Raw genomic sequence first — 16493 nt, 5'->3', positions numbered from 1 at the left:
ATGTAGGAAAACTACATTCCGTGTCCTCCTGTCGAATGCGCCTCGACCTGTTCGGTTCTCTTGATCCTCCTTTTTAAACCTTTATTGATATGGATGTTTAAAAAGTCCGGTCAAGATAACTGTCGCATGTCGTCGTTGCATTGCCAGTGCGGTACTCATGTAGGAAAGCTACATTCCGTGTCCTCCTGTCAAATGTGCCTCGACCTGCTCGGTTCTCTTGATCCTCCTTTTTAAACCTTTATTGATATGAAAACAAACTAGGAGCAGAGCTTCTAGTTTGTACTTATTTAAGTATTGGGGGATGAAATATGAATGTTTTAGTAATTGGCCGCGGTGGGCGTGAGCATGCTTTAGCTTGGAAGTTTGCGCAATCTGAAAAGGTGGAAAAGGTATATGTAGCACCGGGTAATGAAGGTATGCGCGATGTTGCAACACCAGTTGATATTGATGAAAATGATTTTGACGCATTAGTTTTATTTGCTAAAGAGAATAAGGTTGAATTAACTTTCGTTGGACCAGAAATTCCGCTTATGAATGGAATTGTTGATCGCTTTAAAGAAGAGGGACTTCGTGTGTTTGGCCCAAATAAAGCGGCTGCTGTTATTGAAGGTAGTAAGGCTTTCACGAAAGAATTGATGAAAAAATATGATATTCCAACTGCAGCATATGAAACTTTTACAGACTATGAAGAAGCAGTACAGTATATTCAAAAAGTTGGTGCGCCAATCGTTATTAAAGCTGACGGCCTAGCTGCTGGTAAAGGTGTAACGGTAGCAATGACGCTTGAAGAGGCATTACAAGCTGTGAAAGAGATGCTACAAGATGTGAAGTTTGGTGAAGCGAGCAAGAAGGTCGTTATTGAAGAGTTTTTAGATGGACAAGAATTTTCATTAATGGCATTTGTAAATGGAACAACTGTGCATCCGATGGTAATTGCGCAAGATCATAAACGAGCTTTTGATGGTGATAAAGGTCCAAATACAGGCGGAATGGGTGCGTATTCTCCAGTACCACAAATTCCAGAATCAGCAGTTCAAGAGGCAATAAAAATGGTATTACATCCAACTGCCAAGGCAATGATTGCAGAAAACCGTTCGTTTACAGGAATTTTATATGCGGGACTTATTTTAACAAATGATGGCCCGAAGGTAATTGAATTTAATGCACGCTTTGGTGATCCTGAAACGGAAGTAGTATTGCCTCGCTTAGAAAATGATTTAGTTGATGTATGTAACGCTGTATTAGATGAAAGTGAATTAACGTTACAGTGGTCAGAGGAAGCGGTAATTGGTGTTGTACTTGCTTCAAAAGGATATCCGGAAGCATATAAAAAAGGTGACATTATTAAAGGATTAGATGCACTGAAAGATGTGATTGTTTTCCATTCAGGTACAGCGATGAAGCATGGTGACTTTGTAACAAATGGCGGCCGTGTACTATTTGTCGCTTGTAAGGCGGACAGTTTACAAACAGCGAAAGATAAGGTGTATAAAGAAATCGGCAAAATTGAGAGTGATGGTCTATTTTACCGAAGTGATATAGGATATCGTGCAATTGGTCATGAGATGACGAGAAGCTAATATGTAAAAATCCCGCTGATTTCTCAGCGGGATTTTTTATGCATCTTTATCTTTTTTCAATTTTCCTTTTTGCTTTGCCATTTCTCGAAGTAAATACTCGATGTGTGCATTGACGCTACGAAACTCATCATTCGCCCATTTTTCGATGACTGCGTGTAATTCAGGATCAATACGTAATGGAAAGCTTTTCTTTTTAGCCATAATGATTTACAACCCTTTAGTATAGGCTTCCTGTATTAATAACTGGTTGCGCACCTTTATCTGAAACGATGGCAACTAATAAGTTGTTCACCATATTTGCTTTACGCTCGTCATCTAATTCAAGCACGCCTTCCTCATCTAACATATGGATTGAATCTTTCGCCATCTTCACAGCACCTTCAACAATCTCTTTTCTAGCAGCTAATACTGCTTTTGCTTGTTGACGTTGTAGCATTGCATGGGCAATTTCTGTTGCGTAAGCTAAATGTGTTAAACGAGTTTCTAATACTTCTACGCCAGCGATTTCAAGGCGCGCTTCTAACTCACGTTTTAATTCTTCAGAGATTTCTTCAGTATTTCCGCGTAACGTGATGCAAGTTTCATCTTGGAAATTGTCATAAGGATATTTTGTTGCGACGTGGCGGATTGCTGTTTCACTTTGAATTTCTACAAATCGATCGTAATGTTCAACACCGAACATTGCTTTTGCAGAATCAACTACTTTATATACGATAACGGCTGCAATTTCAATTGGATTTCCCTCAATATCGTTTACTTTTAACTTCTTACTATTAAAGTTTTCAACACGTAACGATACAGTTTGACGGAATGCGAATGGAATTGTTAAAAATAAACCGTTTTGACGAATTGTTCCTAAATAATTACCGAAAAACGTAATGACTTTTGCTTGGTTTGGTTGAACAATACCAATACCTGTAGCAAGAACTGCGGCTAAAATAATAGTTAATGCCGCTCCTATGAAAATTTCTTGTACAAGGAAAAATACACCGATAGCGGCTAAAATTAAAATCCCGATAATACCGAGAAAACCATTTACATAAAAAACTTGTTTTTCTTTCATATGATCGCCTCCTGATATATAAATGATATCACTTTTATATCATTTTATGCAAGGGCTTTACACCTAATTTTCTGAAATTAATGATTAAGTATCTCTTATGTATATTTTGAGGTTTGAAACGAGAATGTACGTTCTGTCTTATGGTAAAATAAAGAAGACTTAACCGCCCACTGCAGCAGCTAAGTCCCTTTGAGAGCATCTTGCATCGTGACAAATGATTCAAAGCGGTTTTGCCAGGATTATATCTTCAATCGCTGACTCAATCTCTTTGTCAGAAGTGTCATAACTTCCATTTGACTTTGGTTTGTCGTGATTGGAAGTTTGGTTCACTTCTTCTTTAGCATGTCCCTTTTCAGCGATATTCATGCTAGGCATTTTAAATGCCCCCATATTCATGTATTTTCCGAATTTCCACATTTCAACAACAGGGCAGAAACGAACAATTCCCTCTGCAATTTTCATTGCACCAATCCATAGCAAGACGTTAGACCAAGTGCACCACGGCTTGCGTACAAGTTTAGCGCTACTACAGCCGAAGAGGATAAGTCCGAGCGTAATTCGAATTAGGGCATTTATTGTACCGATGTTTTGCTTCATTAGAAAAACACTCCTTTTTATGAAAGTTGAAATAGATAATACTATTTCTCTTATTAGTATCCCTTGTGATTTTTGGGATATGTAATCCAACATTTGACGTTGAAAAAGATGTTGGAATGTGCGTGTGTGTAAGTAGCTTTTTTTGTTATAATGAAAGAATGCACAAAAGGAAGTTCAAAGTTAAATCCTCTCGTTTGAAAAACTATGGAAGAGGGAATTCCAAACTTAATTCTCCGTTTTAAACAAATATTTAAGATGAAGTTAAAAAAATCCTGATGAAAATAAACTGTTATTTTGAACAGAAATATATATAAATAGAGAAAAGAAAGGGTGTTTTCATGTACGATATTTCCGGGTGGAAACATGTATTTAAGCTTGATCCAAATAAGGAGTTAAGTGACGAACATTTAGAAATGATTTGTGAGTCTGGAACAGATGCTGTTATTGTAGGCGGAAGTGATGGAGTTACAATTGATAATGTATTACACATGCTAGTTAGCATTCGTAGATATGCAGTTCCTTGTGTGTTAGAGGTTTCTGATGTGGAAGCAATTACACCAGGATTTGATTTTTATTATATCCCAAGCGTTTTAAATAGCCGAAAGGTAGAATGGGTAACAGGTGTTCATCATGAGGCTTTGAAAGAATTTGGGGATATTATGGACTGGGATGAAATTTTTATGGAAGGGTATTGTGTTTTAAATCCGGAAGCGAAAGTAGCTCAGCTTACAGATGCGAAATGTGATGTAACAGAAGATGATGTAATTGCATACGCGCGTTTAGCAGACAAGCTATTACGTTTACCGATATTTTATTTAGAATATAGCGGTACGTATGGAGACGTTGAACTTGTTAAAAATGTAAAAGCAGAATTAAAACAAGCGAAGTTATATTATGGCGGCGGTATTTCTAATGCTGAACAAGCGAAGGAAATGGCACAATACGCTGATACAGTAGTTGTTGGAAATATTATTTATGATGATATAAAATCCGCGTTAAAAACAGTTAAAGCAGTAAAAGGAGAGTAGGTGCAGGCGTATATGAGTAAGACAGATAAGTTATTAAATGGTTTAAATCCGCAGCAACAAAAAGCAGTACAAACAACGAACGGACCACTTCTATTAATGGCAGGTGCAGGTAGTGGTAAAACACGTGTGTTAACACATCGTATTGCGTATTTACTTGGTGAAAAAGGTGTAGCGCCATGGAATGTACTAGCTATTACCTTTACAAATAAAGCGGCTCGTGAAATGCGCGAGCGTATTGATACACTTGTCGGACCAGAAGCAGAAGATATTTGGATTTCTACGTTCCACTCTATGTGTGTACGTATTTTACGACGTGATATCGATCGTATTGGTATTAATCGTAACTTTACAATCTTAGATTCAGGCGATCAGTTAACTGTAGTCAAAAAAATTATGAAAGAGCGCAATATTGATCCGAAGAAATTTGAGCCACGCTCTATTTTAGCTGGTATTAGTAATGCGAAAAATGAATTGTTATCTGCAGATAAATATGCGAAAAAAATTACAATCGCTGATCCATATGAAAAATTAACGAGCGATGTATATACAGAATATCAAAAACGTCTTCTGAAAAATAACTCATTAGACTTTGATGATTTAATTATGACAACGATTCAGCTATTTGAACGTGTTCCAGAAGTACTAGAGTTTTATCAGCGTAAGTTCCAATATATTCATGTGGATGAGTATCAAGATACGAATAAAGCACAGTACCTTCTTGTAAAACATTTAGCAGCACGTTTTAAAAATTTATGTGTTGTAGGTGACTCAGATCAGTCTATTTACCGCTGGCGCGGGGCTGACATTTCTAACATTTTGTCATTCGAAAAAGACTATGAGAATGCGCAAGTTATTCTGTTAGAACAAAACTATCGTTCGTCACAAAATATTTTAAATGCAGCGAATGCTGTTATTGAAAAAAATTCAAACCGTAAACCGAAAAAATTATGGACAGACAATCAAGTTGGAAGCAAAATCTCATATTACCGTGCTGCGACGGAAAAAGACGAAGCATATTTTGTTGCGAAAAAAATTCGTGACGATATTCAAATGGGAAAACGAAAATATACTGATTTTGCAGTGTTATATCGTACAAATGCCCAGTCTCGTATGGTCGAGGAGATTTTCCTGAAATCTAATATTCCTTACAAAATTGTCGGCGGTACGAAGTTCTACGATCGTAAAGAGATTAAAGACATTTTGGCGTATTTACGTTTAATTGGGAATCCAGATGATGAGATTAGTTTCGCACGTATTATTAACATGCCAAAGCGCGGAATTGGTGCGACTTCTATCGATAAAATTATTAATTACGGTGTACAAAATGGAATCTCATTGACTGCTGTATTCGATGAGATTGAGCATGTTGGAGTAAGTGCAAAAATTACAAAGGCAGTAAAAGAATTCGCAGGTTTATTACACAACTGGGTAAATATGCAAGAGTATTTATCTGTTACAGAATTGGTAGAAGAAGTTATTGAAAAAACAGGCTATCGCGATATGTTGAAAAACGAGCGTACTTTAGAAGCAGAAGGTCGTTTAGAGAACTTAGATGAGTTTTTATCTGTTACGCAAACATTTGAATCTCAAAGCGAAGATAAGAGTCTTGTTGCATTCTTAACAGACTTAGCGCTTGTTGCTGATATTGATCGTGTCGATGAAGATCCAACTGCTGGTGAGGAAGTTATTTTAATGACGATGCACTCAGCGAAAGGATTAGAATTCCCAGTTGTCTTTATTGTTGGTTTAGAGGAAGGAATATTCCCGCATACTCGTTCTCTAATGGAAGAAGATGAAATGCAGGAAGAGCGTCGCCTTGCTTATGTAGGTATTACTCGTGCAGAAGAAGAGTTATATTTATCTAACGCACAAATGCGTACTTTATTTGGTAGAACAAGTATGAACGCTGCCTCTCGATTTATTACAGAAATTCCGGCAGAGCTAGTAGAATCGTTAAATGAAACAGCGCCAAAGCGTGAAACTTCGTTTGGTGCAAAAGGAAGAACGACAAGTACAAGTAGAATGACAACTACAACCACAACACGCTCTCGTTCAGCTTTCGCGAGTCCTGCAGCTAAGACGACAGGTGGCGAGCAAATTGGCTGGGCAGTAGGCGATAAAGCTTCCCACCAAAAATGGGGAGTCGGTACAGTTGTCAGTGTAAAAGGTGAAGGTGATGCAAAAGAATTAGATATTGCGTTCCCAAGCCCGATTGGTGTTAAACGTTTGTTAGCAAAATTTGCACCTGTGACGAAACAATAGGAAAGGAATGAGGGTATGTCAAAAGAGATAGCAAAACAACGTATAGAAGAACTGCGTGATTTGTTAAATACATTTAACTATCAGTATCACGTATTAGACAATCCTTCTGTTTCTGATGCGGAGTATGACCGTAATATGCAGGAGCTTATAAAATTAGAAGCAGAGAATCCAGAGTTTATGAGTGAAGACTCCCCCTCCATTCGCGTTGGGGGAACGGTTCTTGATATATTTGAAAAAGTAACACATAAGTCACCGATGTTAAGTTTAGGAAATGCATTTAACGAAGGAGATTTACGTGATTTCGACCGACGAGTACGCCAAGGAATTGATGATGCGAATGTAAGATATATATGCGAATTAAAAATTGACGGACTTGCTGTTTCACTTCATTATGAAAAAGGACGCTTCATTCAAGGGGCAACGCGTGGTGATGGTGTAACAGGGGAAGATATTACCCAAAATTTAAAAACAATTAAAGCGATCCCGCTCCGTTTAAATGAAGAAGTAACGTTAGAAGCACGAGGCGAAGCTTATATGCCGAAGCGTTCATTCGTTAAGTTAAATGAAGAAAAAGAGCAAAATGGTGAAGATGTATTTGCGAATCCGCGTAATGCGGCAGCAGGTTCAATACGCCAACTTGATCCCAAAATTGCAGCGAAACGTAACTTATCTATGTTTGTGTACGGTCTTGCGAATGTAGAAGAAAAAACAATTCCATCACATAGTGAATCGCTTGATTTCTTAGGTGAACTTGGATTCAAAACAAATCCAAATCGTCGTACATGTGAAACAATCGAAGAAGTTATAGCTTATGTAGAAGAATGGCAAGAAAAACGTCCGTATCTTGATTATGAGATCGATGGAATCGTTATAAAAGTAGATGATGTTGCTCTTCAAGAAAGTTTAGGAACTACAGCAAAGAGTCCAAGATGGGCGATTGCTTATAAATTCCCGGCTGAAGAAGTTGTAACAAGATTAACAGGCATTGAATTAAGTGTTGGTCGCACAGGGGTTGTAACACCGACTGCAGAGCTAGAGGCAGTGCGAGTGGCTGGTACTATCGTTCGTCGTGCCTCTTTACATAACGAAGATTTAATTCGTGAAAAAGACATTCGAATTGGTGACTATGTTGTTGTGAAGAAGGCCGGAGATATTATTCCTGAAGTTGTGAACGTTATTTTTGATAAGCGTACTGGTGAGGAAGAAGAATATCATATGCCAACGCATTGCCCAGCATGTGAGAGTGAACTAGTTCGTTTAGAAGAAGAGGTAGCACTTCGCTGTATAAATCCAACTTGTCCGGCTCAAATTCGAGAAGGATTAATCCATTTCGTTTCAAGAAATGCAATGAATATTGATGGACTCGGAGAACGTGTCATTACACAACTCTTTGATGCTGATTATATTCGTACATTCGCTGATTTATATTCGTTGACGAAAGAGCAATTATTACAGCTAGAACGATTCGGTGAAAAATCAGCAACGAATTTAGTACAAGCAATTGAGAATTCTAAAGACAACTCATTAGAACGATTATTATTTGGTCTTGGTATTCGCCATGTTGGAGCGAAAGCAGCACGTACATTTGCAGAGCATTTCGAAACGATGGATGCGCTTGTGAAAGCAACGGAAGAAGAACTAAAAGCAATTAATGAAATTGGTGAAAAAATGGCTCAATCCGTCGTGACGTATTTTGATAATGAAGACGTATTAGAGCTATTACAACAATTTAAAGAGTATGGCGTGAATATGGCATACAAAGGCATAAAAATTGCTGATTTACAAAATGTTGAGTCGTACTTCGCAGGAAAAACTGTCGTTTTAACAGGGAAATTAGAAGTTATGGGACGTAGTGAAGCGAAGAAAAAGATTGAGGCATTAGGTGGAAAAGTAACAGGAAGTGTTAGTAAAAGTACGGATTTAGTTGTTGCAGGTGAAGCAGCAGGTTCGAAATTAGCACAAGCAGAGAAGCATAATGTTGAGGTTTGGAATGAAGAGAGGTTCTTACAAGAGCTAAATAAGTAAGAGGTGCAAACTTACCATGAAAAAAATAGCATTAGCGGTATTAAGCCTTGGCCTACTCGTAAGTGGGTGTAGTGCAGGTGCCGATAAAGATGAAAAAGTGGTTGAGAAATCGGGGAAAGCAAAAGAGCAAGCAATCGTTCCGAAGTACGCTATTTCGGATGAATACTATAAGGCGACTATTCCATTTGAAGCAGGATCTGCACGTGGTTTAGTTGTACAAGGAGTAAGTAATCGTCTTGATATAGATGAATTTGAAACAGGATTAATGCGTATTGCAAAAGAATCCTTTAGTACGAAAGATCATTTCTTTAAAGGTGGAAGTACTCTAGATACTCAAAATGTGCAGATGCTTGTTAAAAGAAAGCGTACAGATGCTGAACAAAAGGAACTAGAGGACAAATTAAAAAAAGATGCAGTTAAATTTCCAAACATTGGGTTAAACCCAGCGTTAGGTGGAGGATCTGAATCATTAGAGGAAAAGAATAAAAAAAATCCAATATATATTTCAAATATTTTAGAGCATGATTATTATGTGAAAAAAGGCGAATCAGATGAGCGCCAAGGCATTGTAATTGGTTTAGCGATGAACTCGGTTCATTATTACGAGGAAGAGCATGGTTATCCGCGTGAGGCTAAAATTGAGCAAGAAAAAATGGTAGCTGAAGGGAAAAAAATGGCGCAAGAAGTCTTGAAATTTATGCATCAAAAACAGCCTGAAACAAAAAACCTTCCGATAACATTTGCAATTTATCGTCAGGCTCCAAAGGCTTCACTCGTGCCAGGTAACTTTGTTTCTTATGCGAATGTTGAAAAAGGCAGTGAAACGGTTGAGGATTGGAAACAAATTAATGAGAAATATTATTTGTTCCCATCTGAACAAGCGAAAACAGATAATAAACGTGAAGATCTGGCGAGAGTATCGAACTTTAAATCAAAACTAAGCGATTATTTCCAAGGCGACTATACAGCTGTTATCGGTACTGGTATGTATAGAGATGATGAATTAAGAGAAATAAAGCTTGATATTCCTGTCCAGTTTAATGGGAAAGCAGAAATAATTGGTTTTACACAATATGTAGCTGGGCTTGTTATGGAATACTTCCCGAATTATATGAAAGTACAAGTAACGATTAAATCTGTAGAACGCCCAGAAGCAATTATTATACGTGAAGCAAAGCAAGATGAACCATTTGTGAAAATTTTAGATTAAATAGGAGGGCTGTTCCTTTATGGAACGGCTTTTTTTCTTGAGGAATTTTGTTATAATTTAAAATGTTATAAATAATGGGGTGTAAGGGGTAAAGCACATGGACGAATTAAGTTTTCAAGTCATTATTTTATTAATTGCATTCGGCTTTTTAGCAGCTTTTATTGATTCAGTTGTTGGCGGTGGAGGATTAATTTCGCTTCCAGCACTTATGTTTGTTGGTTTACCACCAGCTTCGGCAATTGCAACGAATAAATTAGCTGCAACGATGGGGACGTTTACGAGTGCAGTTTATTTTATTCGATCAGGAAAGGTCGATTTTAAAATTGTAGGAAAGTTAATCCCGTTAACTGTTATAGGAGCGGTCGCAGGCGCTTTAGTAGTAAAGTTTATTCCGCCAGATATTTTACGTCCGTTAGTGCTTGTGATGTTGGTGTTTATTGCCATTTATATTATTGCAAAAAAGGATTGGGGAAGTGTATCTACCTATAAGAAGATGACGAAAAGAAAAACATTAATATTTTTCTTTGTTATTTTAATGATAGGGTTTTACGATGGATTTTTTGGACCAGGGACAGGATCCTTTTTAATTTTTGCATTTTTATTAGTTGGTTTGGATTTTATTCAGGCGGCAGCATCTGGAAAACTTTTGAACTTTGTTAGTAATATCGTATCTTTAATTACTTTTTTATTTTTAGACGTAATTCATTTTGAATACGGTATTATTATGGGATTGTCGATGATTTTTGGCGCTTATTTTGGATCGAAGTTTGCAGTCCAAAAAGGTGTTGGATATGTAAGAACTTTATTTTTGTTAGTAACTATTTTATTGATTGGAAAAAACATTTTGGAATATACTCATATTTTGTAGAGTTATACGTATGTATAACTCTATTTTTTTATTATATTTTAAAAATTAATTAATTTTTAAAATATAAGTCTAGGAATATTTGAATAAATCTAAATTATCGTGTAGAATAATGTTGTAAAATGTAAACGTTTTTCTAAGGGGAGGCTAAAAAGAATGGTAGTAGCATACAAACATGAGCCATTTACAGATTTTTCAGTGGAGGCTAACAAATTAGCGTTTGAAGAAGGTTTAAAGAAAGTAGAATCTTATCTTGGACAAGACTATCCATTAATTATTGGGGGAGAAAAAATCACTACAGAAGACAAAATTGTTTCTGTAAACCCTGCAAATAAAGAGGAACTTGTTGGTCGCGTTTCAAAAGCAAGCCGTGAGTTAGCTGAAAAAGCAATGCAAGTAGCGGATGAAACATTCCAAACTTGGAGAAAATCAAAGCCAGAAATGCGTGCAGACATTTTATTCCGTGCTGCAGCAATCGTTCGTCGCAGAAAACATGAATTCTCTGCTATTCTTGTAAAAGAAGCAGGTAAACCATGGAATGAGGCAGATGCTGATACAGCAGAAGCAATCGACTTTATGGAATATTATGGTCGTCAAATGTTAAAATTAAAAGACGGTATTCCAGTAGAAAGCCGTCCAATTGAATATAATCGTTTCTCTTACATTCCATTAGGAGTAGGTGTTATCATTTCTCCTTGGAACTTCCCATTCGCAATTATGGCAGGTATGACAACAGCTGCTTTAGTTTCTGGTAACACAGTATTACTAAAACCAGCTAGTACAACTCCTGTAGTAGCAGCGAAATTCATGGAAGTATTAGAAGAAGCTGGCTTACCAGCTGGCGTAGTAAACTTCGTTCCAGGTAATGGTTCTGAAGTTGGTGACTACTTAGTAGATCACCCTCGTACACGTTTCGTGAGCTTCACTGGATCTCGTGATGTAGGTATCCGTATTTATGAGCGCGCAGCGAAAGTAAACCCAGGCCAAATTTGGTTAAAACGCGTTATCGCTGAAATGGGTGGTAAAGATACAATCGTTGTTGATAAAGAAGCAGATCTTGAATTAGCAGCTAAATCTATCGTTGCATCAGCATTCGGATTCTCAGGACAAAAATGTTCTGCATGTTCTCGTGCAGTAATCCATGAAGATGTATACGATCACGTATTAAATCGTGCTGTTGAATTAACGAAAGAATTAACAGTTGCTAACCCAGCTGTATTAGGTACAAACATGGGTCCTGTTAATGACCAAGCTGCATTCGATAAAGTAATGAGCTATGTTGCAATTGGTAAAGAAGAAGGTAGAATCTTAACAGGTGGCGAAGGAGACGATTCTAAAGGCTGGTTCATCCAACCAACAATCGTTGCTGACGTTGCAGAAGATGCTCGCTTAATGAAAGAAGAAATCTTCGGACCAGTAGTAGCATTCTGTAAAGCAAAAGACTTTGATCATGCACTTGCAATTGCAAACAATACAGAATACGGTTTAACAGGTGCTGTTGTTACTAATAACCGTGACCATATTGAAAAAGCACGTGAAGAATTCCACGTGGGTAACTTATACTTCAACCGTGGATGTACTGGTGCAATCGTAGGTTACCAACCATTCGGTGGCTTTAACATGTCTGGTACAGACTCTAAAGCTGGTGGCCCTGACTACTTAGCACTTCACATGCAAGCAAAAACTACTTCTGAAACTTTATAAGAAATAGTAGAAGAGGTCTTCGCAGTCTGCGAAGATCTCTTTTTTTTTTTTTTTTGAAAAATTTTCTATATTTGGATCAAGATAGATATGAGTAGAAAAACTAATAAAGTAATAAGGTTTACTTCAGTAAATAAGGTATACTATATTTGTTGAATAGATTCTCTTTAAAGACAAGAAAAGTAGGTGAACAAAGTGGGAAAATATCAATTGGATTACAAAAGTCAGGTAGCCGTGGCAAAGTTTCATGAAAAACAGACGCCTGCCAAATTTGATAAAAAGCAGCAAATTGAAAAATTGCGTGCGGAGTATTTGAAAAAGAAGCAAAAATAAACAGATAAATAATATGTTACGTTTTTGATAGGAGAAACCAGTTCTAAGTACCGTATATTACCATTCGGTACTTGGAACTAGCTAAACCTTATTAATATCGGGATAAACATGTAAATAGAAACAAAACAACGAGAAAAGTTGACTTATTAGTCATATTTTTTAGTATTCATTTTAAGGATTTCCTGTATAATACAATTTGAAAGAAAATCTATGGTTTGACAAGAAACACTCTTTTCGGTTTTGCTCACTGAAGGGAGTGTTTTTTTGTAGCCAAAAACTCCTCTGTACTCATTACAGTTGCATATACTCCATTTAAACTAGCCAAAATTGTGTTATGAATATAAACGGCCGGTATAGTAGCATTCTTAAAAGAAAGATCTTTTGTAGCACAAGCATCATGTATAACGGTACATGGAAAGCCGAAATCAAAAGCAGCCCTTACGGTAGCATCAATACACATATGAGTCATCATCCCGCATATGATGACGTGCTCAATGTTTAAACGTTGTAATTGTTCTAGAAGATCAGTTTCGCGAAAACTATTTGGATAATGTTTGAGTATAACGGTTTCTTCTCTAAGTGGACGTACGCTTTCATGAATATGTACACCTTCTGTATTGGGTAGGAAAAAAGTAGCGTCATCTTTTATTGCTACATGTTGGATATGAAAAATAGGTTCGTTTTTCGTTCTAAAGAGTTGTAGCAGCTGACTAGCATATTGGCTTGCTTCTACTGGATTACGCAATTCCATCTTTCCATGTGGAAAATAATCATTTTGAATATCAACGAGTAAAAGAGCTGTTTTCATATATTCATCTTCCTCCGATTTCATATTCAAATAATGGTATTCAATTTATAGAAAGGATTCTCCTTTTAAAAAATATGAAGGAGGAGAATTTAACATAACTTTAAAAATCATTATTGTATGTGATTTTTTATTTGAAAATTTTAATAGAGGAATAATTAATATTTTTCTAAAAAATGTATTGACTCTTATTATTCTGAGTTCTATAATGAGAATTAATTAAACGACAATTAAATCGATACATTCTTATCCAGAGAGGTGGAGGGACTGGCCCTACGATACCTCAGCAACGGGTTTTTTAATACCGTGCTAACTCCAGCAAGCCTTATAAAAGGCTTGGAAGATGAGAAGATGTGAACGAGTACATATAAGTGCTCTCCTTCTTATCTTTATGGTTGATAAGAAGGAGAGCACTTTTTATTTTACCTCGAAAGCTCTACTTCAAGTTTTTACAGCATATAGGAGGGAAGAAAATGATTTCTTTTAACAACGTAAGTAAATTATATGAATCAGGTGGGCAATCTGTTCATGCGGTGGAGGATGTAACATTATCAGTTGGGAAGGGCGAAATTTTCGGTATCATCGGTTTTAGTGGCGCTGGAAAGAGTACGTTATTACGCCTAGTAAATATGTTAGAGAGACCAACGGCAGGAACGATTTCAATAGATGATAAAGATATTACATCTTTATCGACGAAAGAATTACGGAAGCTAAGACAAAGAATCGGGATGATTTTTCAAAGTTTTAATTTATTTAATTCAAGAACAGTGTTTGGGAATATTGCTTATCCATTAAGGTTAGCGAAAGTACCAAAGAATGAGATAAAAGAAAGAGTAAATGAACTGCTGAAGTTTGTAGGATTAGAAGATAAAGCAAACTATTATCCAGAGCAACTATCAGGTGGTCAAAAACAACGTGTTGGCATTGCTAGAGCACTTGCAACATCGCCAGACATTCTTATATGTGATGAGGCAACATCAGCTTTAGATCCAGAAACAACGACAGAGATTCTGAACTTATTAAAGAAAGTAAATCGAGAATACAATGTAACGATTCTACTCATTACACATGAAATGCATGTTGTGAAAGAAATTTGTCACCGTGTAGCTGTAATGGAGAAGGGAAAGGTTATTGAAGAAGGAAAACTATTTGACGTTTTCACACAACCAAAAACAAAGACAACTCAAAACTTTGTACGCTCCATTATTAATGATCATTTACCGGAAAGTGTTCTAGGGAAAATTCAAAATGGTGGACAAATTTATCGCTTAACATTTACTGGTGAAGAGACAGGGCAGCCGGTACTATCATATATCGCGAAAAACTATAACGTCGATGTAAACGTACTGTACGGAAATATTATTGAACTTCAAAATGTGCTATTTGGAAATCTACTTGTAGAACTGCAAGGTGAGCAGAAAGAAATTCAAAAAGCATTACAACATCTACGACTACAAGTGCAGCTGAAGGAGGTAAAAGCTCATGCGAGTTGATTGGAGTATATTTTGGCCCCGCATAGTAGATGCGACGGGGGATACCCTCTTAATGGTAATTGTAACCCTTATATTTGCTACAATCCTTGGTATACCTCTAGGTTTACTGTTATATGTAACGAGAAAAGGGAACTTTTTAGAAAATAAATGGGTCTTTTCTATTCTTAATATCATTATTAACACAATTCGTCCGGTTCCATTCATTATCTTCTTAGTAGCTTTAAGCCCACTAACAAGAAGTGTTATCGGAACGACGATTGGAACAGCAGCAGCAATCTTTCCGATGACGTTAGTTGCATCAATCGGTATTGCTAGAATGGTTGAAACAAATCTTGTTTCAGTTCCAAAGGGAGTCATTGAAGCAGCTCAAGCGATGGGGGCTTCACCAATTAGAATTGTTTTTGAAATCCTTGTGCCAGAAGCGTTAGCGCCATTGATTTTAGGTGTTACGTTTATGACAGTTGGTTTAATTGAATTTTCTGCAGTTGCTGGGCTTGTCGGTGGTGGCGGTCTTGGTGACTTAGCGATGACATATGGTTATCAACGTTTTGATACATCAGTTATGTTCGTAACGGTCGTTTTACTTATTATTCTTGTACAGGTAGCTCAAAATTTAGGAAACTACTTTGCGAAAGTCTTTTTACGCAGATCATAAAAAGGAAGAGGGGAAAAGAAAATGAAGAAAATTTTAGCATTTGCATTATCAGCGATTGTAGGAATTTCAGCGTTAAGCGGCTGCTCAAGTGGAGACACGGGGGCAGGAGCAAAAGAGAAAGTAGTTCGCGTTGGCGTAACCGGAACAGATGGAGACGCTTGGGAAATTTTAAAGAAAAAAGCTGAAAAAGAGGGAATTAAAATTAAACTGGTTGAGTTCTCTGATTACACAACGCCAAATAAAGCGTTAGCTGATGGAGATATTGAACTAAACTCATTCCAGCACGTTGCTTTCTTAGAGCAATTTAAAAAAGAGCATAAGTTAGATATTACAGCTGTTGGTACAACGCAAATTGCACCAATGGGCTTATACTCTGAAAAATATAAGAAGGCAAATGAAATTCCAGATGGTTCAGAAATTGCGATTCCAAATGATCCAACGAACCAAGCTCGTGCATTAAAACTTCTTGATGCAGCTGGATTATTAAAGCTTAAGAAAGACTTTGGCTTATTCGGAGATCCAAGCGGCATTGCTGAAAATCCGAAGAAGTTAAAAATTACACCGGTTATCGCACAGCAAACACCTCGTGTATTAAAAGATGTTGCAGCTTCAGTTATTAATAACGGTGTTGCTGGTCAAGCTGGATTAGATCCAGCGAAGGATCCAATTTTCTTAGAAGATCCAAAGAATGAAAATGCGAAGCCATATATTAATATTTTCGCAGCTCGTACAAAAGATAAAGATGATCCAACACTGAAAAAAGTAATTGAACTATATCATTCAAAAGAAGTAACAGATGCAATTAAGAAAGAAACAAATGATGGTTCCATTTCAGTAGATCTTTCACTTGATGAGCTTGAAAAAATCGTAAAATAA

General features: G+C 36.9%; 15 protein-coding genes and 1 riboswitch. Of the genes, 11 read left to right on the top strand and 4 right to left on the bottom strand.

Annotation, left to right across the window (positions count from 1 at the left end):
• Positions 1 to 308: 308 nt before the first annotated feature.
• Positions 309 to 1580 (top strand): phosphoribosylamine--glycine ligase, encoded by a 1272-nt coding sequence (gene purD, locus JDS82_RS20900; protein ID WP_048560181.1) that lies wholly within the window; start codon positions 309 to 311, stop codon positions 1578 to 1580.
• A gap of 36 nt (positions 1581 to 1616) precedes the next feature.
• Here purD and JDS82_RS20895 read toward each other — a convergent pair whose 3' ends face one another.
• The 3 genes from JDS82_RS20895 to JDS82_RS20885 form a co-directional block, all read right to left on the bottom strand.
• Positions 1617 to 1781 (bottom strand): type II toxin-antitoxin system antitoxin, encoded by a 165-nt coding sequence (locus JDS82_RS20895; protein WP_001085171.1) that lies wholly within the window; start codon positions 1779 to 1781, stop codon positions 1617 to 1619.
• A 16-nt stretch (positions 1782 to 1797) separates the two neighbouring features.
• Positions 1798 to 2643: an SPFH domain-containing protein gene (locus tag JDS82_RS20890; RefSeq protein ID WP_000660682.1), complete on the bottom strand. Its 846-nt coding sequence runs from the start codon at positions 2641 to 2643 to the stop codon at positions 1798 to 1800.
• 219 nt (positions 2644 to 2862) lie between these two features.
• Positions 2863 to 3240 carry a YgaP family membrane protein gene (locus tag JDS82_RS20885; RefSeq protein ID WP_199713864.1) on the bottom strand — a complete coding sequence of 126 codons (378 nt, stop codon included), beginning with the start codon at positions 3238 to 3240 and terminating at the stop codon, positions 2863 to 2865.
• 338 nt (positions 3241 to 3578) lie between these two features.
• Between JDS82_RS20885 and pcrB the strand changes: the two genes are divergently transcribed.
• The 7 genes from pcrB to JDS82_RS20850 all read left to right on the top strand — a co-directional run bounded on the left by pcrB (position 3579) and on the right by JDS82_RS20850 (position 12664).
• Positions 3579 to 4268, top strand: coding sequence for a heptaprenylglyceryl phosphate synthase (pcrB, locus tag JDS82_RS20880; RefSeq protein WP_000272092.1), 690 nt, complete (start codon positions 3579 to 3581; stop codon positions 4266 to 4268).
• Between the two features lie 12 nt (positions 4269 to 4280).
• Positions 4281 to 6530, top strand: coding sequence for a DNA helicase PcrA (gene pcrA / locus JDS82_RS20875; protein ID WP_199713863.1), 2250 nt, complete (start codon positions 4281 to 4283; stop codon positions 6528 to 6530).
• 15 nt (positions 6531 to 6545) lie between these two features.
• Positions 6546 to 8555: an NAD-dependent DNA ligase LigA gene (ligA, locus tag JDS82_RS20870; protein WP_199713862.1), complete on the top strand. Its 2010-nt coding sequence runs from the start codon at positions 6546 to 6548 to the stop codon at positions 8553 to 8555.
• A 16-nt stretch (positions 8556 to 8571) separates the two neighbouring features.
• On the top strand, positions 8572 to 9765 hold the full coding sequence (locus tag JDS82_RS20865; RefSeq protein ID WP_000717038.1) for a CamS family sex pheromone protein: 1194 nt from the start codon (positions 8572 to 8574) through the stop codon (positions 9763 to 9765).
• A 97-nt stretch (positions 9766 to 9862) separates the two neighbouring features.
• Entirely contained in the window at positions 9863 to 10633 is a 771-nt protein-coding gene (locus JDS82_RS20860; protein WP_048567196.1) for a TSUP family transporter, read from the top strand.
• Between the two features lie 153 nt (positions 10634 to 10786).
• Entirely contained in the window at positions 10787 to 12334 is a 1548-nt protein-coding gene (gene pruA / locus JDS82_RS20855) for an L-glutamate gamma-semialdehyde dehydrogenase (protein WP_000259557.1), read from the top strand.
• Between the two features lie 192 nt (positions 12335 to 12526).
• Positions 12527 to 12664: a hypothetical protein gene (locus tag JDS82_RS20850; RefSeq protein WP_000521651.1), complete on the top strand. Its 138-nt coding sequence runs from the start codon at positions 12527 to 12529 to the stop codon at positions 12662 to 12664.
• Positions 12665 to 12908: 244 nt separating this feature from the next.
• Here JDS82_RS20850 and JDS82_RS20845 read toward each other — a convergent pair whose 3' ends face one another.
• The gene (locus tag JDS82_RS20845; RefSeq protein ID WP_002108858.1) at positions 12909 to 13472 is read right to left on the bottom strand and encodes a cysteine hydrolase family protein; all 564 of its coding nucleotides are present in this window, start codon (positions 13470 to 13472) and stop codon (positions 12909 to 12911) included.
• Between the two features lie 240 nt (positions 13473 to 13712).
• Positions 13713 to 13819, top strand: a riboswitch (SAM riboswitch).
• A gap of 123 nt (positions 13820 to 13942) precedes the next feature.
• Between JDS82_RS20845 and JDS82_RS20840 the strand changes: the two genes are divergently transcribed.
• From JDS82_RS20840 to JDS82_RS20830, 3 genes are read left to right on the top strand one after another with little or no spacing between them, the layout of a single operon-like run.
• Positions 13943 to 14962, top strand: a complete 1020-nt coding sequence (locus JDS82_RS20840; protein ID WP_000622963.1) for a methionine ABC transporter ATP-binding protein — start codon at positions 13943 to 13945, stop codon at positions 14960 to 14962.
• The gene (locus tag JDS82_RS20835; protein ID WP_001261881.1) at positions 14952 to 15617 is read left to right on the top strand and encodes a methionine ABC transporter permease; all 666 of its coding nucleotides are present in this window, start codon (positions 14952 to 14954) and stop codon (positions 15615 to 15617) included. The genes JDS82_RS20840 and JDS82_RS20835 overlap by 11 nt, the downstream gene beginning before the upstream one ends.
• A gap of 21 nt (positions 15618 to 15638) precedes the next feature.
• Positions 15639 to 16493, top strand: a complete 855-nt coding sequence (locus JDS82_RS20830; protein WP_000721586.1) for a MetQ/NlpA family ABC transporter substrate-binding protein — start codon at positions 15639 to 15641, stop codon at positions 16491 to 16493.

Source organism: Bacillus cereus group sp. N14 (assembly GCF_016483555.1).
In the GTDB taxonomy this organism is placed as follows: domain Bacteria; phylum Bacillota; class Bacilli; order Bacillales; family Bacillaceae_G; genus Bacillus_A; species Bacillus_A wiedmannii.
This window is presented reverse-complemented; position numbering and strand designations above follow the sequence as displayed.

Excerpts from the sequence above, each read along its gene's own strand:
- purD (WP_048560181.1), top strand. The coding sequence starts at position 309 with ATGAATGTTTTAGTAATTGGCCGCGGTGGGCGTGAGCATGCTTTAGCT.
- JDS82_RS20895 (WP_001085171.1), bottom strand. The coding sequence starts at position 1,781 with ATGGCTAAAAAGAAAAGCTTTCCATTACGTATTGATCCTGAATTACAC.
- JDS82_RS20890 (WP_000660682.1), bottom strand. The coding sequence starts at position 2,643 with ATGAAAGAAAAACAAGTTTTTTATGTAAATGGTTTTCTCGGTATTATC.
- JDS82_RS20885 (WP_199713864.1), bottom strand. The coding sequence starts at position 3,240 with ATGAAGCAAAACATCGGTACAATAAATGCCCTAATTCGAATTACGCTC.
- pcrB (WP_000272092.1), top strand. The coding sequence starts at position 3,579 with ATGTACGATATTTCCGGGTGGAAACATGTATTTAAGCTTGATCCAAAT.
- pcrA (WP_199713863.1), top strand. The coding sequence starts at position 4,281 with ATGAGTAAGACAGATAAGTTATTAAATGGTTTAAATCCGCAGCAACAA.
- ligA (WP_199713862.1), top strand. The coding sequence starts at position 6,546 with ATGTCAAAAGAGATAGCAAAACAACGTATAGAAGAACTGCGTGATTTG.
- JDS82_RS20865 (WP_000717038.1), top strand. The coding sequence starts at position 8,572 with ATGAAAAAAATAGCATTAGCGGTATTAAGCCTTGGCCTACTCGTAAGT.
- JDS82_RS20860 (WP_048567196.1), top strand. The coding sequence starts at position 9,863 with ATGGACGAATTAAGTTTTCAAGTCATTATTTTATTAATTGCATTCGGC.
- pruA (WP_000259557.1), top strand. The coding sequence starts at position 10,787 with ATGGTAGTAGCATACAAACATGAGCCATTTACAGATTTTTCAGTGGAG.
- JDS82_RS20845 (WP_002108858.1), bottom strand. The coding sequence starts at position 13,472 with ATGAAAACAGCTCTTTTACTCGTTGATATTCAAAATGATTATTTTCCA.
- JDS82_RS20840 (WP_000622963.1), top strand. The coding sequence starts at position 13,943 with ATGATTTCTTTTAACAACGTAAGTAAATTATATGAATCAGGTGGGCAA.
- JDS82_RS20835 (WP_001261881.1), top strand. The coding sequence starts at position 14,952 with ATGCGAGTTGATTGGAGTATATTTTGGCCCCGCATAGTAGATGCGACG.
- JDS82_RS20830 (WP_000721586.1), top strand. The coding sequence starts at position 15,639 with ATGAAGAAAATTTTAGCATTTGCATTATCAGCGATTGTAGGAATTTCA.